Origin of the sequence: Carnobacterium sp. FSL E2-0243 (assembly GCF_038003605.1) — a bacterium.
Taxonomy (GTDB): Bacteria; Bacillota; Bacilli; order Lactobacillales; family Carnobacteriaceae; genus Carnobacterium; species Carnobacterium maltaromaticum.
On the sequence record NZ_JBBOPM010000001.1, the window covers coordinates 3,260,510 to 3,285,420 of the forward strand.

At 33.9% G+C, this 24,911-nt stretch carries 19 protein-coding genes and 1 pseudogene; 6 read left to right on the plus strand and 14 right to left on the minus strand.

The window, feature by feature from the left end:
• Positions 1–57: 57 nt before the first annotated feature.
• Positions 58–1,593: a helix-turn-helix domain-containing protein gene (locus MHI00_RS15355; protein WP_341114723.1), complete on the plus strand. Its 1,536-nt coding sequence runs from the start codon at positions 58–60 to the stop codon at positions 1,591–1,593.
• A 29-nt stretch (positions 1,594–1,622) separates the two neighbouring features.
• Here MHI00_RS15355 and MHI00_RS15360 read toward each other — a convergent pair whose 3' ends face one another.
• The gene (locus tag MHI00_RS15360; RefSeq protein ID WP_341114725.1) at positions 1,623–3,950 is read right to left on the minus strand and encodes a cation-translocating P-type ATPase; all 2,328 of its coding nucleotides are present in this window, start codon (positions 3,948–3,950) and stop codon (positions 1,623–1,625) included.
• Between the two features lie 136 nt (positions 3,951–4,086).
• Entirely contained in the window at positions 4,087–4,983 is an 897-nt protein-coding gene (locus MHI00_RS15365) for a LysR family transcriptional regulator (RefSeq protein ID WP_015075327.1), read from the minus strand.
• Positions 4,984–5,096: 113 nt separating this feature from the next.
• Between MHI00_RS15365 and MHI00_RS15370 the strand changes: the two genes are divergently transcribed.
• The 4 genes from MHI00_RS15370 to MHI00_RS15385 all read left to right on the plus strand — a co-directional run bounded on the left by MHI00_RS15370 (position 5,097) and on the right by MHI00_RS15385 (position 10,668).
• The gene (locus MHI00_RS15370; protein ID WP_318589288.1) at positions 5,097–5,702 is read left to right on the plus strand and encodes a histidine phosphatase family protein; all 606 of its coding nucleotides are present in this window, start codon (positions 5,097–5,099) and stop codon (positions 5,700–5,702) included.
• A gap of 429 nt (positions 5,703–6,131) precedes the next feature.
• A complete protein-coding gene (locus tag MHI00_RS15375) occupies positions 6,132–6,716 on the plus strand; it encodes a lytic polysaccharide monooxygenase (RefSeq protein WP_015075325.1) in 585 nt (194 codons plus the stop codon).
• 614 nt (positions 6,717–7,330) lie between these two features.
• Positions 7,331–8,473 carry a ParM/StbA family protein gene (locus tag MHI00_RS15380; protein ID WP_015075324.1) on the plus strand — a complete coding sequence of 381 codons (1,143 nt, stop codon included), beginning with the start codon at positions 7,331–7,333 and terminating at the stop codon, positions 8,471–8,473.
• Between the two features lie 122 nt (positions 8,474–8,595).
• On the plus strand, positions 8,596–10,668 hold the full coding sequence (locus MHI00_RS15385) for a hypothetical protein (RefSeq protein ID WP_341114731.1): 2,073 nt from the start codon (positions 8,596–8,598) through the stop codon (positions 10,666–10,668).
• Positions 10,669–10,823: 155 nt separating this feature from the next.
• On the opposite strand, the gene MHI00_RS15390 is transcribed toward MHI00_RS15385, so the two are convergent.
• From MHI00_RS15390 to MHI00_RS15415, 6 genes are all read right to left on the minus strand, one after another.
• Positions 10,824–11,534: a Crp/Fnr family transcriptional regulator gene (locus tag MHI00_RS15390; protein ID WP_010054419.1), complete on the minus strand. Its 711-nt coding sequence runs from the start codon at positions 11,532–11,534 to the stop codon at positions 10,824–10,826.
• A 226-nt stretch (positions 11,535–11,760) separates the two neighbouring features.
• Positions 11,761–12,705 carry a carbamate kinase gene (gene arcC / locus MHI00_RS15395; protein WP_341114733.1) on the minus strand — a complete coding sequence of 315 codons (945 nt, stop codon included), beginning with the start codon at positions 12,703–12,705 and terminating at the stop codon, positions 11,761–11,763.
• Positions 12,706–12,733: 28 nt separating this feature from the next.
• Positions 12,734–14,167 carry an arginine-ornithine antiporter gene (arcD, locus tag MHI00_RS15400; protein ID WP_015075321.1) on the minus strand — a complete coding sequence of 478 codons (1,434 nt, stop codon included), beginning with the start codon at positions 14,165–14,167 and terminating at the stop codon, positions 12,734–12,736.
• A gap of 166 nt (positions 14,168–14,333) precedes the next feature.
• Positions 14,334–15,350 (minus strand): ornithine carbamoyltransferase, encoded by a 1,017-nt coding sequence (argF, locus tag MHI00_RS15405; RefSeq protein WP_187958834.1) that lies wholly within the window; start codon positions 15,348–15,350, stop codon positions 14,334–14,336.
• 26 nt (positions 15,351–15,376) lie between these two features.
• Positions 15,377–16,615, minus strand: a complete 1,239-nt coding sequence (arcA, locus tag MHI00_RS15410; RefSeq protein WP_010054411.1) for an arginine deiminase — start codon at positions 16,613–16,615, stop codon at positions 15,377–15,379.
• A 450-nt stretch (positions 16,616–17,065) separates the two neighbouring features.
• Positions 17,066–17,857 (minus strand): hypothetical protein, encoded by a 792-nt coding sequence (locus MHI00_RS15415; protein ID WP_318589284.1) that lies wholly within the window; start codon positions 17,855–17,857, stop codon positions 17,066–17,068.
• A gap of 197 nt (positions 17,858–18,054) precedes the next feature.
• On the opposite strand from MHI00_RS15415, the gene MHI00_RS15420 reads away from it, so the two are divergent.
• On the plus strand, positions 18,055–18,618 hold the full coding sequence (locus tag MHI00_RS15420) for a hypothetical protein (RefSeq protein WP_057001012.1): 564 nt from the start codon (positions 18,055–18,057) through the stop codon (positions 18,616–18,618).
• Here the strand turns inward: MHI00_RS15420 and MHI00_RS15425 are convergent.
• The 6 genes and pseudogenes from MHI00_RS15425 to MHI00_RS15450 all read right to left on the minus strand — a co-directional run bounded on the left by MHI00_RS15425 (position 18,613) and on the right by MHI00_RS15450 (position 24,695).
• The gene (locus MHI00_RS15425) at positions 18,613–18,888 is read right to left on the minus strand and encodes a chorismate mutase (RefSeq protein ID WP_010054407.1); all 276 of its coding nucleotides are present in this window, start codon (positions 18,886–18,888) and stop codon (positions 18,613–18,615) included. The two genes, MHI00_RS15420 and MHI00_RS15425, sit on opposite strands and share 6 nt — an antisense overlap.
• A gap of 27 nt (positions 18,889–18,915) precedes the next feature.
• Positions 18,916–19,296, minus strand: a complete 381-nt coding sequence (locus MHI00_RS15430) for a VOC family protein (protein WP_015075315.1) — start codon at positions 19,294–19,296, stop codon at positions 18,916–18,918.
• 253 nt (positions 19,297–19,549) lie between these two features.
• A pseudogene (locus MHI00_RS15435) lies at positions 19,550–20,095 on the minus strand (sugar O-acetyltransferase); the annotation flags it as partial.
• Positions 20,096–20,302: 207 nt separating this feature from the next.
• Positions 20,303–21,322, minus strand: coding sequence for a DUF916 and DUF3324 domain-containing protein (locus MHI00_RS15440; protein WP_341114741.1), 1,020 nt, complete (start codon positions 21,320–21,322; stop codon positions 20,303–20,305).
• Between the two features lie 32 nt (positions 21,323–21,354).
• Positions 21,355–22,146, minus strand: coding sequence for a WxL domain-containing protein (locus MHI00_RS15445; RefSeq protein ID WP_010053664.1), 792 nt, complete (start codon positions 22,144–22,146; stop codon positions 21,355–21,357).
• 20 nt (positions 22,147–22,166) lie between these two features.
• Positions 22,167–24,695: an L-type lectin-domain containing protein gene (locus tag MHI00_RS15450; RefSeq protein WP_341114744.1), complete on the minus strand. Its 2,529-nt coding sequence runs from the start codon at positions 24,693–24,695 to the stop codon at positions 22,167–22,169.
• Positions 24,696–24,911: the final 216 nt, after the last annotated feature.

Genomic DNA, 24,911 nt, shown 5'->3' on the forward strand with positions numbered 1-24,911 from the left:
AAGTTGATTAAAAGAAGTCTATTTTTTTACGTTTATTATGAAAGGAGATACCAATTTATGGAAGAGTTATTAAGTAGCTCAGAACAACGAGAACTTAAAATAATCCATTTGCTTTACCAAGAGGAAAAATTATGGACAGTTGAACAACTAGCAAACTACCTACAATGTTCTATCGATACTTGTTATCGTTATATAGATCGAATCAAGCAAATCTTTTATGATTACGGCAATGAATTTGAATTAATTAGCAAAAAAACAAAAGGTGTTTTACTCAAAAAGACTGAACATGCTTCTCTATCAAAATACGAAAGCATCTACATAGAAGAAACAATCGATTTCAAATTATTATCAGAACTTTTTCACTCAACCTATTTAACTACTGAAAAACTTGCTGATCATTTATTTATCTCCAAAAGTACCTTATATCGAAAACTTAAAAAAATTGCGATTTTATTAAGAAAAAATGGTATCCACCTAAATATTAGTACATTGCAATTAACCGGAAATGAAGTTTGGATTCGCGAATTTTTTTATTTAGTCTATTGGTCAACTAGCGACAGCGGCTTTTGGCCATTTGAGAGCGTTCCAAAACATGTGCTCACTCATCGAGTTGAAAATATAATTAGCAGTCAAAATAGTTACTTTTCAACTATTGAAAAATTAAAATTGACTTATCGGATGGCAATCAGCTTTATTAGAGTTCAACAAAAAAATTTTATTACTCATTCGATTGAAGATAGTTTTATTGATCCATTTAAAGAAGAATATTTTGAATTTATCACACTTAATTTAATGAAAACAGTTCCCAGCAACTATCAAAAAAATGAAAAAGACTACTTATCCCTTATTTTTTGTACTTATCCTTACCTTGATAAATCGGATTTAAATTTCTGTGGTATTGTTAGTTGGCATTCAATCAATAACACCATTCCTTACCAACTAACTGATAAATTATTATCTTCACTTTCTACTATTTATCCAACTCAAAATTTATTAACGAATAAAAAATTATTTTACCAACTCTTATGTATTTCGATTTATGCTACTTATTTCCAAGCTTCCTTTTCTAAAACCAGTGAATTTTTAAAATTATCAACCCTGCTAAAACAGACACACACTTGCTTTTATTTAAATACCAAACATGCTTTAGCAACTATTTGTCAAGAAGAGCCATTTAAAAGAATCCTACTTCAGCCTAATTTTTATATTCATAGTACAATCATTTTACTTAGTAGTTATGTAGATGTCCTTGGTTATTGTAACGAGATCCATGTTCGCTTGATTAGCTCCCATGATCGAATTAGTGAGTCGCTGCTAAGAAATGAATTGTTACGCCATTTTCCAGAAAAAATATCCATTACAACAAGTGCTGAATTTAACCATCAAACAGCGGCTCTACACTATGATCTAATCATTACTGATTTGCTCAGCTCTGTTTCAGTAGATGATTTTAGCTCACAATATTACTTTTGGAGCTATCCTCCAATGAAAAGGGATTGGGAAAACATTGCTACGATTATTACAACTATAGACCAAAAGAAGCACGCCAATCATTTCCACGAGAGTCTAATATTAAAAGAAGCACCTATTTAAGAAAAAACTCTTAAATAGGTGCTTTATTTTTAATTTAATTGTGGCACTACTTTACGTTTTTTAACTAATTCAACAATTATACGAATAATTGCTGAAATTGTAATCATGATTAAAAATAAAGGCAGTGTATTACTTGTCAATGTGTCAATGTGCAACAACGATTGGAATAAAAAGGCTGCTACATAAACTCCTACTGTTGTCGTTACCGCCAAGAAAATACGCAATGGGTTAAACGGCATACATGCGCGAATAACTGCTAGTAAACTAACTCCTACTAATAGATAATACATGACTGTTGTCGTTTCTATAGCACTTAGATTAGCTGATTGACTATATAAATAAACAACGACAATATTTAGGATTACTAACAAAGCATTTGGTAACGCATTGGTTAGAACTGTTTTCAAAAAGCCCTTATGAACTTTTGTTTTATCTCCCTCAAATGAAAGGAAGAAAGATGGATATCCTTCAATGGCTAAATCGATTAACGTAATTTGAATTGGAATAAATGGGAAAGCTAGATTTGTTACAATACAAATCAACGCTAATAAGAAAGAATAAATAGTTTTAATGAAGAAAATACTGGCAACTTTAGTAAGATTATTAACTACACGACGTCCTTCAAATAAAACATCTGGTAAACTTGTGAAATCTGAATCTAATAAGACTAAGTTTGCAATTTGACGTGTCGCGCTATCTCCCTCTGCCATTGCAATACTACAATCGGCTTCACGTAAAGCCAATACATCATTGACTCCGTCACCAGTCATAGCTACTACATGTCCATCATCTTTTAAAGCTTTAACTAAGATTTTCTTTTGTTGCGGAGATACTCGTCCAAAGACTGAGTAACGGCTAGCACTTTCACGTACCTCATCATCATTAAAGCCTTTTGATAAATCAATATAATTTGCATAGTCTTCTAAACCTGCACGTCTTGCGATATTTGAAACTGTCACGGGATTATCACCAGAGATAACCTTTAAGTCAACACCTTCTGCTTTTAAATAAGCTAATGTTTCATTGGCTTTAGGACGAATAGGATCATCAATTTCAAAAACAGCTAGTGGCTCTAGTTCTGGAAGAATAGCATCTACCATTTTTTGATTTTTAGCCACTGCCAACATTAATACTCGGTAGCCTTGTTCTTGTGCTCCTAAGACCTCAGTAGGCAGGTTTTCTGCATTCACAAGTCGCTCTGGTGCACCTAGTACAACAGTTCCGATATTTTCTAAATACATGGCTCCCCATTTACGTTCTGATGAAAAAGCTAAAATATCAGTAGCTGTATATTGGTTATTTTCTTGATAATAATCACGAATGGCTTGCATCGTAATGTTATTGTCTTGGCTTGCTGCTAAATAACTTCCCATAATTGTTTCAAAGTCTGTCACGGTCACATCATTTAACATTTCTACTTTTTGGACTTTCATTTTACCTTCTGTAATCGTTCCAGTTTTATCTAAACAAAGTGTATCTACATGAGCTAACACTTCAACAGAATACATATCTTGCACTAAAATACGTTTATTCGCTAATTTAGTTACGGCTGTAGCTAACGAAATACTGATTAAGAGTACTAAACCTTTTGGTAACATTCCTAATAAAGCAGCTGCCGATGAAACAACAGCAACTTGAGTCGAATCACTACGCATAAAAAAGGCTTCAAAGAAAAGAACGAGTCCTAATGGAATAATCACGAAACTAGTAAACTTAGCAACTTTTGCAACAGAGTTCATTAATTCTGATTGGAGTGGCTTATGCACTTTGGCCTCTTCTGCAATCCGTGTTGCATAGTTATCTTTTCCAACATGAATGACTTGAGCGTAACATTGCCCGCTTGACAGAAAACTACCAGAAAGAAGTTCATCTGACGCAGTTTTTTCAATCAATTCTGACTCACCAGTTAACAAAGCTTCATTTACTTCTGCACGTCCTTGAACAACTTTCATATCAGAAGGAACTTGTTCACCAGCTGCCAATAAAACGATATCATCCATAACTAGCTCCGTAGCAGCTATTTCTACTTTTTTTCCTGAACGAATAACCGTTACTCGACTTTCTGAAATAATCGACAACTTAGCAACTAAATTTCGTGCGTGAATTTCTTGATAAATACCAATTAAAATATTAACTAAAATAATAACTAGGAAAACCATGTTACTAAATGCTCCGACTGCGGCCAAACAAACACCAATAGCCAGATTCAAAAAGTTGAAAAGGGTCCAAACATTATCTTTAATAATCATTTTAGTTGATTTAGCAACATTTTCTTGATAGTCATTTTGTTGTCCATTATTCTGACGCTCTTTCACTTCATTTGCTGAAAGACCTAGTATTTCTTCAGATTGTTTCATTGTGATTTATTTCCTCCTAATCTCTTGATACGATCGATAGATTTAGACATAACTTCTAAAGTATACCAAAAAAAACTTAAATATTCTTTTAGTTTTGATAAGTTTTTTTACTAATCTGCCAAATTGAATTGAAAAGCTAGTCATTTGGGAGCTTTTCAATTAAAAAATCTAAAAATAATTGCTCCATTCCGTTTAATTTATCTTTTTTACGCGTACATAAATAGAGTGCCCTTTTTTTGGTTGGTTCTTCAGTATAAATACGTGCTAGCTCACCATTTTTAATTTGCTTAGCAACAACGAGTCCTGAACAAAAATGAATCCCATACCCTAATGCTGCCGCAGTTACGGCTTCATGAACACCATTATAATGAAGCGTAGGTATTGGCTCGTCTACCCCAGCTTCTTCAAAGAGGCTCGCTAACTCGGTCCTCGTATAACTTCCTGCTTCTCGACCAATAAAAGATTCCTTCGCCAATTCCACTAATGAAATAGTTTTATTTGCGTATTTGTGTTCTGGCGCAACAACAAAGTAAAACTCGTCTATTCCAATTTTTCTCAATTCGACAAACTCTGCATACTTTTCGCCTTCTTCGCCAATAAAGGCAAAATCCACTTGGTTACTTACTAATTTTCCAACTGCATCTGCAGTATTTAACATGTCGACTTGAATAACAGCAGCCTTATATTGGTTTTTAAATTCAGCTAACCATTGCGGTACCAAATAATTTATCGTGACATAATTTCCTGAAAGTTTGATTAAAGATTGCTCATCCAAAGTAAATGCTTGTATTCGATTTTCGATTGTTTTTTCAATCGCAAATAATTTTTGGGCTTCTTGGTAGACTTCTTGACCGATTGATGTCAATTGGATCCCTCGACCATCTGGAATAAGTAACATTACATTTTCTTCTTCCTGAAATTTTTTAATCTGTGCAGTAACAGCCGGCTGACTAATAGCTAATTTCTTGGCAGCTTGTGTGACACTTTTTTGTTTAGCCACTTCATAAAACAGACGCAACCCATGTAAGTTCATTCGTTCACCTCTCATAAATAAAAGTTATCAATCAATCTTTAATTTGTATTATACAGAGCTTGCGATTCATTGTACATTAGATAAGTAAGGAATACTTAAAAAGGAGCTATAAAATGACAACTACGACTTTATATTTTGTACGTCATGGACAGACTGAATGGAATCTTGATGAGCGTATGCAAGGCCATTTAAACTCAGATTTAACTGCCCACGGCATTCAACAGACGTTAAACTTAGCTAAAGGACTAGCAGATATGGGACTGACTCACTGTTACACCAGTGATAGCCCACGAACCCAACAAACAACTGATCTTCTGACTTCAGAATTGAATCTTCCCATCAAAGCAGAAACAGGTTTAAGAGAAATCAATATGGGACTATGGGAAGGGGAAAATAAAACGACCATTCAATCTCGTTACCCTGAAAGTTGGACTAATTTTTGGCATCACCCTCATCTTTATCAGCCTAATGGAAATGGTGAGACATTTGCTGAGTTTCAAACTCGATCTGTACAAGCTTTAAACGAGATTATCCACCAGCATCCAGGCGCAACAATCTTAATTGTTTCCCATCGAATTACAATTAAAGTTATGCTTGCCTATTTATTAAATCAGCCACTTGCTGAATTATGGAAAACTGGAGATATTGCTCCAACTAGCCTTAACTGTGTGGAGATAACAGCTGATCAAGCTATATTAGTGTCAGCCGGTAAAGTTTAAGTAGAGTTTATGAGCAAGAAACTCATTTTAATGGGTCCATTCACAAAATATAAAGAAACGGTAACGACAACAAGCTATACGTTATTGCATTTCTTTTTATATTTCTTGTTTACTAGACTAAAATTAACAATATTTTGAGATTCACATTATTTATATCCGATTTAATTCAGTTGCTAATTTATTTCATTTCTATATAAATAGTCATCTATAAACTAAAAATATCGAAACAAGTCCTAGCCATAGACCTTTTAAAACGTACTAATAGCTTCTTCTTTAGTGCTATAACAAATCATTCACAATATCTTTTTGATAATATTCTTAAAACACAAGAGTTATCATTTCGTTATAACGTTATATCATGTTACACTTACATAGTAGCGTAAGTAAGCGCTATAAAAAACAAAAAAAGAAGAGGAGTGTTATGTCGTTATGAAGAAAAGATTCTTTAAAGCTATTTTAGTTGTTGGTTTGTTAGTCGGAGGGTTAACTGCTTTTGCTACTCCAAGTTTTGCTCATGGGTATATTTCTTCTCCCGGTAGTAGAGCATTTTTAGGTAGTTCAGCTGGTGGGAATTTAAACACCAATGTAGGGCAAGCTCAATGGGAACCTCAAAGTATCGAAGCTCCAAAAAACACATTTATTCCAGGTAAACTAGCTAGTGCTGGCTTGGCAGGTTTTGCTCCATTAGATCAACAAAGTCCAACTCGTTGGTATAAAACAGCGATTTCTAAAGGAAATTTAGATTTAACTTGGACACTTACTGCTAATCATAAAACTGCAACTTGGGATTACTATATGACTAAACAAGGCTGGAATCAAAGCCAACCTCTAGATATTAAAAATTTCGACAAAATTGGATCCGTTAATGATAATGGAACTGTTCCGCCAAAAACTCTTAAACACACAGTTTCAATTCCAAATGACCGAACTGGCTACCATGTCATTTATGCCGTCTGGAATGTTTATGATACAACAAATGCATTTTATCAAGCAATTGATGTAAATGTAAACTAACTAAACTATCAGGCTGAGACAATACGTTCTCAGCTTTTTTTCGTTTGCTAGATTCTTAACACCACCATAATTAACTATCTGATTTTTTAGAAATTTTTCAATTTTAAATTCTATTAATTTTTGATTTTTTTATTTTTATAATACATCCTTTTATCTTCTAAAAAATTGCTTTGCAGTACCTTTTTGGGTTCCTATTTTTTATCGCTGATTTTTCTCCAAAAAAGTTCTTTTAACCCGAATAAAAAAACAAGTAAATTTATATAATTTTCTGCATTATTAATTTTTTTCGTTTAAAAATTAACGGTATAAACCTTTTGGGTACAATAATTAAAAATTTTCATTTTTAGTCAAAAAAAAGACATATTTGAAAAAGATGATATGTAATGCTAAAAACAAAGGCTTTTAAGCTGTTATTTTGGCTTTGTTTTTTTTTATTCCTTTATAATGGCAAAAATGAACACTTATAATTCGCTTTTTTCTACATAAACCCATTGACTTCAAGTAATTAAAATGCGACCATTAAGTATAAGGGCAAATTTTCCTTACAATAGTAAAAATAGAGAATCCATGCTATTATATTTATTATAAAATCTAAATAAAAGAGGGAGATTAATATGAAAATAGTTGTAGTTGATCCGGGAAAAAATGAAGTAAAGAGTTTTTGTTTTTCAAATAACGGAACCTTAGAATTGGTCAATTCTTTCCCATCAAAAACGGAAGAAATTATTGAAGAACGCTTTTTAGAAGAAGATAGTTCGCTACGTCAATACCGTCTTGAATTAAATGGCCACTATTACATGGTCGGTGAAGGTGTTGATACTACTTATAACACTGAATTGACTAAAAATACGTTACACCACAAATTATGTATTTACGCAACTATCGCTGATTTTGTGACCGAGCCTGACGAAGAAATTTTGTTAGTGTTGGGTTATCCATCAACGGATTTCCAAAATAATTTTCGTAGAGAAGATTACCAACGCCTAATTTATGGCGATAAAGATGGTTTCATTGAATTTGTACAAAACGGGGAGCCAGTTTCATTCCAACTTGCGAATGTGATTGTGTTGCCTGAAGGTCAAGCAATGTTACCAAGAATGACTGAAGTTGATGACTACTACTCACTTTATGTTTTAGACATCGGCGGACAAAATGTGAACTTCCGTGAATTTGACAATAAAGGAAATGCTAAAAATGCTTTTTCTATTGACGTTGCTGGTGTTAACTTCTTAGAGCGCGCTCTTGAAGCTGAATTAAGAAGAGCAATCGAAAATCCAAACGTCAACTTCCGTGGAATTGACTACAATCAAGCTATTTTAGAAGGAAAAATTACGGATATTGGAGCAATTGAAGGATTTTCAGATTCAACTAGCTTCATTACTCATGTTGTACAAAATTTTGTTAAAAAAGAAATTATGGATGAACTTTCAGTACGCGGCTACAATATCAATGCTCGTGGACAACACATCATTTTCACTGGTGGCGGAAGCTTACTGTTACAACCATATATTGAAGACTTGTTAAAAGGTAATAAAACAAATCTAATTTTCTCAAAATCGGCTAAATGGGACAACTGTTTATCTTATACAATAAAAGCATTTCAAGATCAATTTACCTCAAATGAACAATTCACAGGTTTCATCAAACCAATTTATAGTGAGTTAATGAGAAATAACTTTGCAGACTTTTACAAAGGTGTGAATCAAGGAGCTTCTCAAGAACAAGACGATACAATGGACTTCAATCGTATCCTGTAAACTAGTATGCACAAACCGAGTGAAGATACAGCCAATTTTGGGTGTATCTTTGTTCACTATTTGGAGTAATTTATCTTACCAACATACCAATCAAATACATTAGAAAAGGAGAACAATACCCAATGAAACTTCATAATTTTTTAGACAAAAAAAATGCGTTGATGGATGCTTTGCAATCTGAAGATTCGGCTGAAAATCCTACAACCATTTCTTCTAAAAATGATGATTCGTTTAAAAGTGATTTAGTTTTTAATCAAATAAAATCTGAAGAACGTGTAATTGAGCCTATTTCAGAAATTAAACGTGCACCAAAAACTGTACGTGAACCTATTTCTAGACGGGCTGTTACACCATTCCAAGTCACTCAAAAAACAAATCCTAACCCATCTCAAGCTGCCGAGTCTGAGTACAAAGCTCGATTGCAAGAGCTTGAAACGAACTTTAAAGAAAAACAATTACATTTTGAACAAGAAATGCTTGAAAAAGAAAAAGAAGCGCAACAAAATAGACAAGATTTGGAGCGCAATTTAAAAGAAAAACTAGAGCAACAATACGACGAGCAAGTTGCAACGATTAAGGAAGAAAAAGAACAAAATCGTGAACAACTGCAAAAACAATTTAATGAACAAATTGCTGAAATTGAGCATCTTTCATTAGAAAAAAGAATTGAAATTGAAACAAAATATCAAGAAAAATTAAAAATGCTAGAAGGCATCTACGCTGAGCAACAAGATCTTTCTGAGGCTAAATATGCTGAGAAAGAAGCAAACTTAGAGAAAGCTTATCAAGATAAGCAAGCTCAGTTTGATAAACAACAGCAAGCAAAAATTGCTGAAATTGAAGCTCAAAAAAGAAAACAAGATGAAGAGTACGAGCGCAAATATTTAGAAAAAATCGAAAAATTAGATTTATTCTATAAAGAACGCCAAACTGTTTTAGAAAAAGATATCGCTGAAAAAGAAAAAGAAATTATCCGTAATGCTGAAACTCTTGCTGAAGAAAAATTAGATCGCGCTGCTCGTGAAGCTGAACAACTTTTATCTGAAATCAAAGCCAAAGTGGCCTTGCAACAGCAAAATTTGGAACATTCAACAATTGAAACTGAAGAAAAAAATAGTAAAGCTATTGAAGATGCTAAAAAAATGGCTAGCAATATTATTAATAGTGCGAATGGCGAAGCTAAGAAGAAATTGGAAAAAGCTGAATTGCAGGCTAAAACGGCCTTAGAAAGTGCACGTAGTGATTCCCAATTACTGATTGAGAATACTAAAAATGAAGCTGAAAACATGTTAAAAATTGCAAAAGCAAATGTATTTTCAGCTAAAGATGCTGCCGAAAAGGACATTATTCTTGAAAAAGCAAAGCATGAAAATGAAATGGCTGATGAACGTTACCAACTAAAAACTGAACGTGAAGCTTTCTTAGTTTATAAAGAAGAGTTCCAAAAGTTCAAAACGGGTATCGAAGAAAACTTAGCTAGAAAAGAACATATTTTAGCAACTAAAACACAAGAAGATATTGCTTATTTGGAAAATAAAGCGATTGAACTTGATAATAAACTAGACTTACGTTCAACGTTAGCCGAAAAACAATTTAGTTTAGTTAAATGGGCTTCGTTAACGATAAGTATTGTAACAATTGCTTTCTTCGTGATGGCAATCTTAACTCAAGCATCTTATGTTAGCATAGGCTTAGCCTTTGTTGCCGTTGTTGCGAGTCTTTATCTGTTCTTAGCTTCTCTATTAAACCATCGTAATGTTGATGAGGAGATGGCACAGTTAGGTTCTGACGACGATGATGAATTTGATGATGACGACTTCGACGACGATAATGATGAGTTTGATGATGACGACTTCGACGACGACGATGATGAGTTTGATGATGACGACTTCGATGATGACGACTTCGACGACGACGATGATGAGTTTGATGATGACGACTTCGACGACGACGATGATGAGTTTGATGATGACGACTTCGACGACGACGATGATGAATTTGATGATGACGACTTCGACGACGATGATGATGAGTTTGATGATGACGACTTCGACGACGACGATGATGAGTTTGATGATGACGACTTCGACGACGACGATGATGAGTTTGATGATGACGACTTCGACGACGATGATGAGTTTGATGAAAAACCTGCTAAAAAAAGCATATTTAGAAAAAAAAATAAAAAAAGATAATTTTTTAGGAAGGCTTTAAGTGCCTTCCTTTTTTGATGACAAAAAGTAGCGTAAGCCTTTTACTTACGCTACTTTAATAGTCTATTTACTCTTTTAGTCTTAAAATAATCACCATCATAGCAGCTAGATTTTGAACTAAAGGTTGAGCTGACCATTCATGTTATTTCTCCATTTTCTAAAAAAAAGCCGACATCTTGAAAAATTAAATGTTTTTGACAGTAGTCTAACTTCTTTTCTTTTTTTAATGTTTTAATCACATTACTAGCTGTCTCTCGTGTCGTTCCACTATTAATCGCAATTTCTTTCAATGTGATTGGATAAGGAATTCTAATGGTTCCTGAAAAATAGTTTTCTCCTAGGTGTTTCATTAAAATAGCTAGGGTTTCAACAACTCGTACAGTAGCACTGGATGCTAAACAGTATTGAATTTTTAGTTCATGGCTTTCTAAATTAGTCGATAATGCTTGATAAAAATATAAAAGTTGTGCTGTATTCCCTTTGCTAATTTTTTCAAAAATATCGGTGGGAATATAATAGACTTCAATATCTGTGACTGCATATGCTGAAAAATGATAAAACTCATCAAAAAACATACCACCATAAGGAAATAAATGTTCTTTTTTTACATAGTCTAAATAACAAAATGTTCCACTGGAATCATAACGTTCTACTCGAACTAAACCTTCAATTAAAAAATAAATTCGATTGCGATAATCACCATTATCAAATAAAACTTGACCCTTTTTATATTGGCGCAAATACATATGATCTTGTATTTTTTCAAATTCGTCATCTGTAAACCCACTAAAAACTTGGTTATTACGAATGCTGCCTAGTTCTTCTAGCTGGACTTCATTTTTTTGCACTGTACTTCAACTCCTATAGATATTTTGGAAAAATAATCATGATATCTAGAGCGGATCTAGTGAAAAAAATGTGAGAATCAATTTTCCAATACACAATTTACTTAAACGAAGTCAGTTTGTGTCCACTTTGATGTGTTGCTATACTTTAGTATAACATGACTCTGGCTAAATTTAGATGCAGAACCACTGACTTTCCATTTCAATTCCCTCCTGTGCTGATAAATTGTTATCCTCTCACAATCGTTGTACCCGCATTTTCTGTATTAAAATTGCCTAAATTTTCCAATGAAGTAATAACTGCCTTCCCTTTTGGATTATGCTCTACAAAGGAAATTGCGGCTTCAATTTTGGGCAACATACTACCTGGCGCAAATTGATTTTCTTGAATGTATTGATAGAGCTCTTTGGTTGTAACTGTCGTTAAGGCTTTTTGATTAGGTTGGTTATAGTTTATATAAACTTGTTCTACACCGGTTAAAATAACTAGTAAATCTGCTTCAACTAACTCAGCTAATTTCTGAGAAGCAAAATCTTTGTCGATTACTGCTTCTACTCCGACAAATTCATTTTCGGCTTCAATAACTGGGATACCACCACCACCAACTGAAATAGTCACAACTCCATTTTCAACCAATTGATTAATAATTGGGTATTCTAAAATACTAACTGGTTTTGGTGAAGGTACTACTTTTCGCCACCCACGGCCCGCATCTTCTTGATAAGTGTCATCACTTAAAAGCATTTGTTCGTGGGCCTCTGATTGGGTTAAAAATGGACCAATTGGTTTTGTTGGATGAATAAAAGCTACATCATTTTGATCCACAACAACTTGGCTAACAACTGAAATCACTGATTTTTCAATTCCTTCTTTTTTAAATGCATTCTCTAACGCATTTTGAAGCCAATAGCCGATACTCCCTTGTGTCATTGCCACACATGTATCTAATGGCATTGCTGGATTGCTTTTAGATGCTGCAGCTTGCTGTTGTAAAACCAAGTTTCCAACTTGAGGACCATTTCCATGAGAAATAATTAATTCGTTGCCTTGCTTGATAATTTCAACCAAATAAGCAGCCGTTGCTTTTAATGCCTCTTTTTGTGCTTTATCACTAGCGTCGGTTGATAAAATAGCATTTCCACCTAATGCTACTATAATTTTGCGTTTACTCATATCTATTCCCTCACTTTTCACTTTTTTATTAACCAATTTTAATTGAACCGTTAATTAACTGAATGACACACACAATAAATAATAAAATAACAACTCCAGCACAAATCCATTCACCTTTACTAAAGAGTTTCTTTTTATTTTCCTTCTGAACCCAGGCATAAATGATAATTCCTGGCCCATATAAAAGCATTGTCAATAAGAAAAATTGAATTCCACCCGCATATATTAACCAGACCCCATAAAGGCTAGCAAGTACACCAATAATAAGGTTACGTGTCCGATGAGGCGTATCTGCTTTTTCTTGAATAGAAATTTTTAACTGATAAAAAGCTGTAAACGCATATGGAATTAAAATCGCAGAAGATGCTAACGAAAATGCAAAATTATACGCGCGATCACTAATTAAGAATGAAAAAATAAATACTTGAATCAAGACATTCGTAAAAATTAGAGAATTTACGGGTGCACCATTCCGATTTTCTTTTGCGAACCGCTTAGGAAAAGCACCAGATTTTGCAGCTTGATACGGTAATTCTGCAGCGAACATCGTCCATGACAGCCATGCTCCTAGTACAGATATAACTACACCGATATTAATTAAGATAGCGCCCCATTTTCCAACTACACTTTCTAATAAATAAGCCATAGCAGGTTGTTTTAAGTCTGCTAGTTCTGGTCTAGTCATGACTCCTAAAGACAAAATAGTTGTTAATAAATAGATAGCAATAACTGTAACTAAGCCAAGAATAGTTGCTTTTCCAACATCTGATTTCTTAGCAGCACGACCAGAAAAGACGACGGCTCCTTCAATACCGATAAAAACCCAAACAGTGATTAACATTGTTCCTTTGACCTGACTCATCACTTCACCTAATTCAAAGTTTCCTGAAAGTGTTCCCCAAAAATCAGTGGTAAAAATGCCCAATTTGAAAGCTACAATCATCGCTACAAAGAAAATTGCTAGCGGAATGAGCTTTGCAGCAGTAATGATTGTATTAATAAATGTAGCAGACTCTACTCCTTGTAAAATTAAATAGTGCACAAGCCAAAGTAAAATCGATGCGGCAACTACTGAAGCTAGATTCTGTCCATTACCGAATAGTTTAAAAAAGTAACCTAAGGAGCTAAATACCAACGTTGCATAAGCTACATTGCCTAATAAGGCTGACAACCAGTAACCCCATGCAGCATTAAAGCCCATGTAATTTCCAAACCCTTCTTTAGCATAACTATAAATCCCAGCATCTAAATCTGGTCTTTTTTCAATTAAATTTTGAAAACTAAAGGCCAGCATCGCCATCCCCAGTCCTGCAATCAACCAACCAATAATTATTGCGCCTAGCGAAGCCTCTCTAGCCATATCCGACATTAAATTAAAAACACCGCCACCAACAATTGCACCAACTACTAAAGCACTTAACGGTATAATACCTAATTTTTTTTCTTGTGTTTGTTCACTCATTATTATTTCCTCCAATTCGTTAAATGGATACTAAAAAAATTAAGAGCTTCACTTTATATCCTTAGATTAACGAATAGAGTCAAGCTCTTTACTTTTTACGAATGCGGTTGATTTTTGTTTGCGAAATAAGCTAATTCAAAATAGAATCAGCTTATTTCTCGATAAATTAAACTCTTGGAATAAATAGGTTTCCTAAAGTAGCTGCCATAATGGCTTTGATTGAGTGCATACGATTTTCAGCTTGTTCAAATTGACGACCATACTTACTACGGAATGCTTCGTCTGTAATTTCCATTTCAGAAATACCAAATCGTGCAGCAATATCTCTTCCATACTCTGTCTCAGTATCATGAAAAGCAGGTAAGCAATGAAGGATAATCATATTTTCATTCCCTGTTTGCTTGATCATTTCCATATTAATTTGATACGGTTGTAAAAGTTCCACTCGTTCAGCGAATTTATCTTCTTCACCCATTGATACCCAGACGTCCGTATATAACACATCTGCGCCAGAAACGGTTTCAGCTACATTGTCAGAAATCACAAGCTGACTTCCTGATTTCTTAGCAAATCCTTCTGCTAATTCAACAATTTTCGCATCTGTATAAAGTGATTTAGGTGTGCAAATACGTACATTTACACCTAAAATAGCGCCAGTAACTAATAAGCTATTCGCCATATTGTTTCGACCATCGCCAACATAGACTAAGTTAATACCTTCTAAATAACCAAAATTTTCTTTAACCGTTAAAAAATCGGCAATCATTTGCGTAGGATGCCATTCATCTGTCAATCCATTCCAAACCGGAACACCAGAAAATTCAGCTAATTGCTCCACAACTTTTTGGCTAAAGCCACGGAATTCAATCCCATCAAACATGCTACCTAAAACTTTTGCAGTATCTTCTACAGATTCTTTTTTCCCTAGTTGAATATCATTTTTACCTAAATACTCTGGGTGTGCACCTAAATCAATCGCGGCTGTAGTAAAGGCTGAACGTGTCCGAGTTGAAGTCTTTTCAAATAATAGCGCAATATTTTTTCCTTCTAAATAATGATGTGGAACGCCAGCTTTTTTCAATTTTTTTAAATGAGCAGAAAAATCAACTAAATAAGTTAATTCCTCTTTTGTAAAATCCTTTTCGGCTAATAAGCTACGTCCTTCAAATACTGATTCATTCATCATTCTTCATCCTTTCTAATTTTAATTTATTTTTTTAAATCTTCACGAATTAATGGCATGCTCATACAACGAGGGCCGCCACGACCACGGGACAACTCACTTGAAATGACTTCAATCACTTTAACTCCATAACTTCTCAATAATTCATTAGAGACATAATTCCGGTTATAAGTGACTACCACACCTGGTGCAATCGCTAAAGTATTCGAACCATCATTCCATTGTTCACGAGGTGCAACAATCTCATCGCCATTGCCACAAGGAATCAAAATCAATTCTGGTACATTTAAGACTTCCCTTAATACCTCTTGTAAATCATTTCGTTCTGTCATCCGAATTTCTCCAGGAACTGTGCTCGGTTCAATAATATAGGTATCAACTTTTCCGCCATCTGCTTGAATTCCAGGGTGAATCGTGAATTTATCATAATCAACCATAGTAAAGACTGTATCCAAATGCATCATTGCGCGGACATTCGGAATTTTAATAGCTACAACTTTTTCAAAATTACTATTCCGACTAAATAAAGCTTTTGCCAAAGCCTCTATAGCTTTTGCTGATGTCCGTTGTGAAATTCCAATCGCTACAACACGCTCATTTAAAACGAGTTCATCGCCACCTTCAATACTTTCTGGATGGTCACGATCAAGCCACACTTCAACCCCTTTATTAGCAAAACGAGGATGGTATTGAATAATAATTTCCATAAACATCGATTCTCGTCGTCTAGCTGTATAGTGCATAGAATTAATCGTTAATCCATTACCTAAAGAAGCTGCTGGATCTCTAGTAAAATATAGATTTGGCATTGGGTCCATAAAAAATGGATAATGTTCCTTATTTGAAATATCGACTAAATTACTTGTTGTAACATCTATATCCCGCGTTCTAACACCGGCCATTATTTTAGTTACCATTGGAAATGTTTCCATGCTGAGTAAGTACTCTCTTAGAGCGCTTGCTATTTTAGGTGAACTGATTTCAGATTCGCTTAACATTCGATCAATAAATACTTCTCGAATCCCTCCCGCATCAATCGCCTCAGCGGTTAATTTTTCTAAATATAGGACCTCGGTTCCATTGTCAGTTAAAGCTTTAGCAAAATAATCGTGCTCTTCTTGAATAATTGGCAAATAGGGAATATCGTCGAATAATAATCGCCCCATAATATCGGGCGTTAAATTCTCAACCTCTTCTCCAGGTCTTTTTAGCAAGACTGTTTTTAACTTACCTATTTCGGACATAATATGAATTGGGTTCTCCATTTTACTGCCTCCTCAAAAAATTATTTTTGATTACACTTAAATCATAACGCTTACAAAAATTGCTTTCTCCAAATATACGACGAAGCAAATGCAAAGGATTTATCATTCCATCAAAACTAGTTATAAATATTCATTTTCAAACTGTTTTTCCCATCAAATAAACAGGTCTAAAATGTATAAACGACTTGTTTATACAGAATTTTTTTCAGTTTTTTAAGGATAGAACGAAAACAGAAAACTAAGTTTACTCAATAATGAGAAAATCATACAGTATTTTTATACACACTAAATCATATTTATACAATATCACGCTTAACTATTTCATTTAAATGTATCTTTATAATAAAGTGATTATAAAATTAGATTCTTCTTATTTTATTTTCATTAATGATAAAAAAAGATGATAAAACTTTTTTTAGAAGTTTTATCATCTTTTAAACGTCTTTTTTATTATCTTCGTTCTTTACCTTCAGCCATATCTTTTAATAAATCGACTTGAGAACGAACTTCATTAAATAAATTATTTAACTTCAAGCGCGAATGATCTAATTCATGATAAATATCATTAATTTCTTCCGTCACAGCTGCACGTTTCGTTTCAATCCCGATTTGGTAGTTATTCGCTTCTTCACTAGCTGCATTTACAATATCCTTCGCCATTTCTTTTGCATTTAAAACAGCATCTGCTAAATCAACCTTCACATTCATAAGCTGTGCTTTAAGCTCAGAATTTTCACGCTCAATCACATGATATTTAGCTAATTTTTTCTCTGTTTCAATGACATCAAAACCATACGTATTTAATTTTTCTAGTTGGTTCTTTAACGACTTATTCTCTTCACTAATTTTTGTGTAAAGAGCAATTGTATCACTTAACTGCTTTTTAGTACTTTGATTATCTAATTGATTGTCTTTTTCAGCCAATTCAGCTTTATCCAACAGTTGATTTTTTTCAAGAGCAGTCATTTTCAACTCTTCTTCAGCCATTGCTAACTTACGTTTTAGACGCTCGTTGTCTTTGAAGAGACGCGTATTTTCACGTTCAAAATTACCAGCAATTGCTTCATAATCATACTTGCTTGTATCTTCATCGTCTTCGTCTTCGTCATCTTCTTCATCATCGTAGTCTTCGTCGTCATAATCCTCGTCATCGTAGTCTTCATCATAATCTTCGTCGTACTCTTCATCATCGAACTCATCGTATTTGTCTTTTTTCTTTTTAAACCATGCAAATGCTAACATTTAGGCTCCTCCAATACTATTTTAAATTAAAAGATATTTTACTTATAATCAGGTTTAGATCCTTCTAAATTAAATTCGTTTTCAAAACTTATATTTGCTTTAAAGTTACCCTATAGTTGACACAATATGGTAAAATAGAACTAGTATTTTCAATGTCAAAGATTCAAATTCTTTAAATGAAAGGAGAACTAATTCACATGCAGACTAACTACCTTATTGTATTCTATGCTATTATACTTTATTATACCACTATAGTCTCATTTCGTGTACTATTTCCAGCTAGTTTTCTGCCGAATTTAACTACTTTTATGTTATTTTCAACTACTAGAGAACGAAATTCTCCTAAAAAAAAGAGTTCTAGTAAAACGAGCCAGACTACAACTTCAAAAAAGAAAAGAAAAGTTCCTAAAAAACTTCCTCCTAAGCCTAAAACACCTTTAGAAAGAATCCTATTTTCTATAAAAAAAACAGGAGCTAAACTGATTTATTATGGCATTCCAACAAAAAAACAGGTCTTAGTTATTACTATAATTGCTTTTTTTTCATATTTGATTACCTTTAGTAATGAAACGTTCGTGATCACTTACCTTTATCTTTGCGTTATCTATTTAATTTCATTAATTTATCTAGCCTATATCGATACTAAAGAAGAAAATGAACTTCTAAAAAAACAATTGTATCAATTGACTAAACACAGAAAAAAACGTGTCAAAAAAAGACCCAATACACCAACCGAAAAAAAACGAGAACGTAATTTATAGTTCTCGTTTTTTTACTATATTTTTTTGGTACTCTTTTGTTACATTCATTAAGTCTTTAAATAGTTGCCCTACATAAGGTGCATAATCAGAATTAGCCAATCGCTCTTCTGCGCGTTCAATCACATTAATTTCCCGTGCTTCATCAAATATTGGCAAACTATTCGCTTTTTTTATTTCCCCTATTTCTGTTACAATTGCCATTCTACGTTCAAATAAAGCCACTAATTCGCGATCAATTTGATCAATCTCTGCTCTTTGTTTGTCTAACATATCCCACTCCCCTATTTCTCTAAAAGACTATTCTGTAATCTCAATTAAGTTTTTTTCTGGATCCTCGACTACACTTTCAAAATACCCATCTCCAGTTAATCGTGGTCCGTTCAAACAAGCATAACCATCCGCAACAAGTCTTTCAGTTAGAGCAACGACCTGTTCTTTTGAACCAACAGAAAACGCAATATGAGCCCAACCTAGTGAATCAGCTTCGTGTCCTATCACAATATCTGTTCGTTGCATAATTTCTAACCGTGCTCCGCTTTCAAAAGTTAAAAAATAAGAAGTAAAGCCCTTAGTAGCATTATGGTATAAATCATTGACTGATGCTTTAAAGTATTTTTGATAAAATTTCCGCGTTGTTTCAAGATCTTTCACCCAGATAGCAACATGTTCTATTTTCATTATTTACCCTCCTGTTAAAAAGTTTGTTGAGCCGGTTAGCTCTGGCAGAAAAATAGGGGAATTTGATGTGGCGCTTTTTGCCACCTCGAAATTTCATCTTTTTTCCGAAGAGTTGGCTCATAAGAACTAGCCTTGATAAAAAGTTTGTTGAGCCGGTTAGCTCTGGCAGAAAAATAGGGAAATTTGATGTGGCGCTTTTTGCCGCCTCGAAATTTCATCTTTTTTCCGAAGAGTTGGCTCATAAGAACTAGCCTATTTCTTTAATGACTCTTGCCGGATTACCACCGATTACAACATTATCAGGAAATGATTTTGTAACGACAGCACCTGCTGCAACTACCACATTATCACCTAATGTTACACCTGGAACCACAATTGCTGAGCCACCAATCCAAACATTATTCCCAATTGTAATTGGCTTAGCGTACTCTAACCCACTATTTCGTTCCACAGGATCGATAGGATGAGTCGCTGTATATAATTGAACACCAGGAGCAAACATCACATTATCCCCAATCGTAATCGGACAAACATCTAAGAATGTGCAATCAAAATTCGCATAAAAATTAGCCCCAACATGAATATTATATCCATAGTCTATCCTTAAATTCGGTTCAATAAAGCTACCTTCTTCAAAGTTTCCAAAAAGATTTTTAATTAAATTAAAGCGTTCAACTTTGTCCTCTGACTGATTAAATTGACGAATTAATTTGCGTGCATTTTCTCTACCAGCTCTTAACTCGGCATCTCCTGCTCGATACATTTCTCCAGCAATCATTTTTTCTTTTTCACTTTTCATGGTAACGCCCCCAATAATCGTAAAGTATAAATTCTTACTTTCTATTATCCAGTATTTAACCTATTTTAGCTACTGAAAAAACATTTTTTTATAAAAATAAACTATCACTATCAAAAAAAAGCCTGAAATCAACATTTAAGCAATGGATTTCAGACGATTTTGATTATTTCATACTACTTGTCTCACGCTATTTGATAGCTTATTTAACTATTTTTCCAATTGATTTTTTCGTTTTTCTTTTGTTAACATATAAATTAGTACGACCGTTACTAAAAACAAGAGTAATATACCAACAATTAAAAAGGTAGAAGGATTTTCTGATTTTATCCCTACAGCTTTTTTATTTAATTCTTTTGCCTTTGTTCCGGCAATAGTAAAATCTTGATCCCACTTCCAGTCGCCATATTCTGATTTTATCTTTATATGTGCTGTATAGTCACCAGCTTTAAATTCTTCTTTTTCCCAATCAAGTTGATTGTTCCAAGTTGAATTTGGAGCAAAGGTTACTTCTTTTAGTTGTTGCTCTTTTAAAACTTCTTTTTTATTTTTTTGGGTAATTTTTACCGTAACATCCTTGGTTGGTAATGTTGTAGCAACAGGATTTTGCAATTGTATTTCTAAGGAAGGATACGCATTAGTTAATGTTGGAAAAACTTTTTTGAGCTTTACATCTGCTTTTAATTGAGCATCAGTCTCGTACATTACAATTGGAACAATAAATGAATACTTATTTTTAAAAGAAATTTTTTCGTCTGCTTGTTCTGTAGCTTCATTTTGTTCCACAACTTGCAAACCGCCAAGTAGGACTCCTTCAAAAGCTTGTTCTGGTACCTCAAATGAAATATCCACAATACGACTCTCCCCAGCCTTTAAACTTAACTCGTGAGGAAGAGTTGCTATCGTTTGTAAGTCAACTTTAGCACTATCATCCGGAACATTCAGCTTTTTCTCATAAGATATTTCACCATTCTTTGAAGTCGTTGCATTATTTATTTGCAAACTAAACTTTTTGTCTTTATCAGATCCATTTGTTATTTGAACACTCACTTTTTCACTGCTATTTGGTTCGACCTTCATCTCAAAATGCGACTGATTTTCTGCTATTTGATGCTCGTTAAATAGAGGTTCAACAGTAAAATTCATACCTCCTGCTTGTGCCACTGGTGCTATAAAAATCAATAGTAGTGTACTCATCATACCTATCAACCATCTTTTTAAACTCGTCATCCTAGTTTTCCCATCCTTCCATATTTTAACACTTAAATACTTGGTAACATTGCCTTTGTATTTGAAACAGTTGCCGGCTCAACAGACCATGTCAAAACAGACTGATAATTTGTGCTTGCATTTGCTAACACACCAACTTCTTTTGGAACAGTTAATGTTACGTCGTCATCTTGACTTTCAGTAGCTTTTTCACCAAATGCAATCGCCCAAGTTCCTTCACCATGATTATTTGTACCACTACCATGCGCATCTTCTACAATCACAGTTGGTGTTTTTCCATCTAAAGAAACTTCATTGGACTTATCTATCGTTAAATCATTTTTAAATACGCTATGATTTGCAGAAATATTAGATAAATCAATGATTGATCCTTTTAAGCTATGGCCTTTCTCGTCTTTCAACTCACTTGCGACTACCGATAACTTCCAACCATCATGCAAACCACGATTATCTGTTACTTGAACAAAGTTTGGTAGGTAGTTTTGTTCTTGATTTTTGATACTCAAGTTAGACAAATAGGTTTCTTGCTTAGAAGAAATTTTTTGTTTTCCAAAATTAAAATTCGAGGCATAATCAATTCTCAATGGTCCACTTGCTGTATTTTCTTCGCCTGGCTTTTCTCCATTTTCTCCCCCACCCTCAGGTAATTCTTGTTCAGGGTCTGTTGGATCTACTGGCTTTGTTCCTTCTTCATTAATCGGAGCTTCAAACTTAATAGAACTAGTAGAATTCAACTCTGTTGCTTGATCAGCAATTGCTACCGTTGACCCAAACCCTCCTAAGATAACTGTTGATGTCATTAACATTTTAATTGTATTTTTCATTTTTTTCTCTCCTATAGATTTTATTTTTTTAAAGGGGTTGTTACATTTAACTTACTTAACTGCAGGGTATTATCTTTCATCATCGTCCATGTTATTTCATTAGAATATTTATCATTCTTACTTAGATAGTTATTTGCACCTTTTTTAACTATGAAAGAAAAATATAAATCACTATCTACATCGTTTAATACAATTTCTTTTGAACCTTGACTAGCAATGCTAGCAGACTCTTGATTATTCATTTCCAATGATAGATAGCTCAATGCTTGCTGGCTTCCCGTATAGCCCTTAGGAATAGTAAAACCACTTTGCGACACACTAACTTTCCAACCTGACTCTGTTACCCGTTCATCTATGATAGAAAATTTTGTCGTCGTTGGAAAACTATATTTTTTAGAACGACTTACAATTTGAGCATCCATCTCTGGAAATTCATCTACTTCTAGTTTCAACTCGCCATCCGTTACAATTAAAGGAACTTCTCTGTACAAATTTTTATTCGGAACAGCTAATTTAATTGTGTATTCCCCAGGATTTTCAGTTATTTCATCACTATTTTGAATAATAATCTGCTCTGTCAAATCTATTTTTTCAGCTTCAGCATTGATTTCCCAAGCAGTAGCTGCTAGTTGTTTTAATAAGAACTCATTTTTTTCTATCGTTGTTTTTTGAATTAAGTCCTTTGATTTTAATTCAAGTTGCTTTTTTGACTCAAGCTGCTTATTCGTCTCTAAAATTTTCAACGTTGAATGAATCATTTCGCTTTTATTACCTGCCTTATCTGCCACGGTAAGCTCAATTTGATGCTCACCTGCTTTAGATACATCAATTTCATTTAGGTTCGTATTAAATTCATAGTTGAAATCCTCTGGTTGCAAATGCTTATTTGTGTCCATTAAATTTCTTACAAATTTAGAACTTGAAGGAAAGTCTTCATTTATACTCATATAAACTTCTCGACCTTCTGCTGTTGGAGGCATTTTATCAACTACTTGAGTCTTCGTTATCGGAATAACTTCGTTGTCTACCGTTAGCTGAGCCACAAGTTCTTCCTCTGCTAGTAAGTGAACTCCTTCTTCTAAAACAAGCTTAAATAGTTGAGTAGCTGGATCAAACTCTGCTTTCGAATTAATTTGGTTTCCATCTGATAGATAGGCATTCGAAAGTTGTAAGTCTACTTGTTCAAAATCACCCGTATTTAGTAATTTACCTGTTATTTCCGTACTAATATCTGCAACCTCATCAAACACAAATTCATATTTAGTTGGGATTGACCAGTAACCAATTTCCTGACTTTTGATTGTATTATTACTTCCCGCTACTTGAATAGAATCTAGCACTCTTGTTTTGGCTTCATTCCCTTTTTTTATAACGGCATCATACGATATCTGAATATGTTGATTAGGATCTGATAGTTCAACACCTGTTAAATCAAGGTTCAAATTGCCTTCTTCTGTAAATGGGTTTTCTTTTGGAGTATACTTACTTCCATCTGGTAATAAAATGTTAATAGATTCTGCAATTGGGGTTATCTGCTGATTGCCATTTGATGTCACTTTCAAATTTCGCCATGATTGCTTTCCTTTTATATAGGCAATATCAGTCTGATAAGAAACAGTTTCGCCTTCTGTCACTTCAGTTTCTAAAAGAGATTCATTTTTCTTATTTAAAACTTGTTCAGTCACCTTAGCATCTACTAGGCCAGGTATATTTTCAAAAATTACGGCTTGCTTGGATTCTTTTTTACCTGTAGAACCTGTGAATCCCCAGTAAACAGAATTCGTTCCAAAAACACTCGTGTCTAATCCATCATAAAGTTGACGTTCAATACCATCAAAAATGTACGTAAATTCATGAGTTTCAGCACTATAATTAAAGGAAAAATCATGCCACTTTCCATTAGAAAGAGCTCCTTTTTCTAAATTAATGCTTTCCGAGTATTTATCATGATAAATCTTATTTCTCTTTGGCGACCCTACTCTCTCATAGCTTGAAGAAAGTCCAGGGTAAGAACTTGCAACATGATTGTCCCCTAATCCATCGACATTATCAAACTGATTCTCACCACTATCATTGCGATACGTATCAAATTCAATGGCAAAACTATTTTGAACAGCCCCTCTTTCGGGATTACTATCTGATTTATAACCATATACACCTAATGTTTGTCCACCATCAAAACTAAATGCACTAAGTCCTTTAGGATCACTATGCATAACAAATGCGGCACCGTCAGCTGAATTTGAGCCTACATCATCAAAATATATTTTCATAGATGCATGAAAATCTTGAGATAAGTCTAATTTCATCGCTTCTGTTGACCATAAGCCACCTTGTTGCCCTCCGTCGTCTGTTATTATAACTACATCTGTTCCATTCCCATTACGGTAAACTTTGGCACTATTATTTTGCATCTCTGTCGGAGTGAAAATATCATCTAATTGTAGTCCAAGAGGTGCCTCGTCTAATGCCGTTCTACTTTCTGAGAAGGCTGAAATTGGCATAATTATAGCTATTAGGCTGGATAAAACTAATTTTTTCAAATTCACGAATTTACTCCTTTCGTTCAAGACACTGATTAGTATAAAATAGTTTTCATGGAATTTCCTGTCAAAATGAGGGAGAGAATTACTTACTTTTGACAATTTAATCGTTACTAAATTCACAAATAAATTACTCGTTGGTTAAAAAATATACTAGAATACTTTTTACTAGTATACTTTTTTTTATGATGGTATAATTAGCCGAATTTTCAAAATTAAGGA

Coding starts and splice junctions, on each gene's coding strand:
- MHI00_RS15355 (WP_341114723.1), top strand. CDS start 58: ATGGAAGAGTTATTAAGTAGCTCAGAACAACGAGAACTTAAAATAATC.
- MHI00_RS15360 (WP_341114725.1), bottom strand. CDS start 3,950: ATGAAACAATCTGAAGAAATACTAGGTCTTTCAGCAAATGAAGTGAAA.
- MHI00_RS15365 (WP_015075327.1), bottom strand. CDS start 4,983: ATGAACTTACATGGGTTGCGTCTGTTTTATGAAGTGGCTAAACAAAAA.
- MHI00_RS15370 (WP_318589288.1), top strand. CDS start 5,097: ATGACAACTACGACTTTATATTTTGTACGTCATGGACAGACTGAATGG.
- MHI00_RS15375 (WP_015075325.1), top strand. CDS start 6,132: ATGAAGAAAAGATTCTTTAAAGCTATTTTAGTTGTTGGTTTGTTAGTC.
- MHI00_RS15380 (WP_015075324.1), top strand. CDS start 7,331: ATGAAAATAGTTGTAGTTGATCCGGGAAAAAATGAAGTAAAGAGTTTT.
- MHI00_RS15385 (WP_341114731.1), top strand. CDS start 8,596: ATGAAACTTCATAATTTTTTAGACAAAAAAAATGCGTTGATGGATGCT.
- arcC (WP_341114733.1), bottom strand. CDS start 12,705: ATGAGTAAACGCAAAATTATAGTAGCATTAGGTGGAAATGCTATTTTA.
- arcD (WP_015075321.1), bottom strand. CDS start 14,167: ATGAGTGAACAAACACAAGAAAAAAAATTAGGTATTATACCGTTAAGT.
- argF (WP_187958834.1), bottom strand. CDS start 15,350: ATGAATGAATCAGTATTTGAAGGACGTAGCTTATTAGCCGAAAAGGAT.
- arcA (WP_010054411.1), bottom strand. CDS start 16,615: ATGGAGAACCCAATTCATATTATGTCCGAAATAGGTAAGTTAAAAACA.
- MHI00_RS15415 (WP_318589284.1), bottom strand. CDS start 17,857: ATGTTAGCATTTGCATGGTTTAAAAAGAAAAAAGACAAATACGATGAG.
- MHI00_RS15420 (WP_057001012.1), top strand. CDS start 18,055: ATGCAGACTAACTACCTTATTGTATTCTATGCTATTATACTTTATTAT.
- MHI00_RS15425 (WP_010054407.1), bottom strand. CDS start 18,888: ATGTTAGACAAACAAAGAGCAGAGATTGATCAAATTGATCGCGAATTA.
- MHI00_RS15430 (WP_015075315.1), bottom strand. CDS start 19,296: ATGAAAATAGAACATGTTGCTATCTGGGTGAAAGATCTTGAAACAACG.
- MHI00_RS15440 (WP_341114741.1), bottom strand. CDS start 21,322: ATGACGAGTTTAAAAAGATGGTTGATAGGTATGATGAGTACACTACTA.
- MHI00_RS15445 (WP_010053664.1), bottom strand. CDS start 22,146: ATGAAAAATACAATTAAAATGTTAATGACATCAACAGTTATCTTAGGA.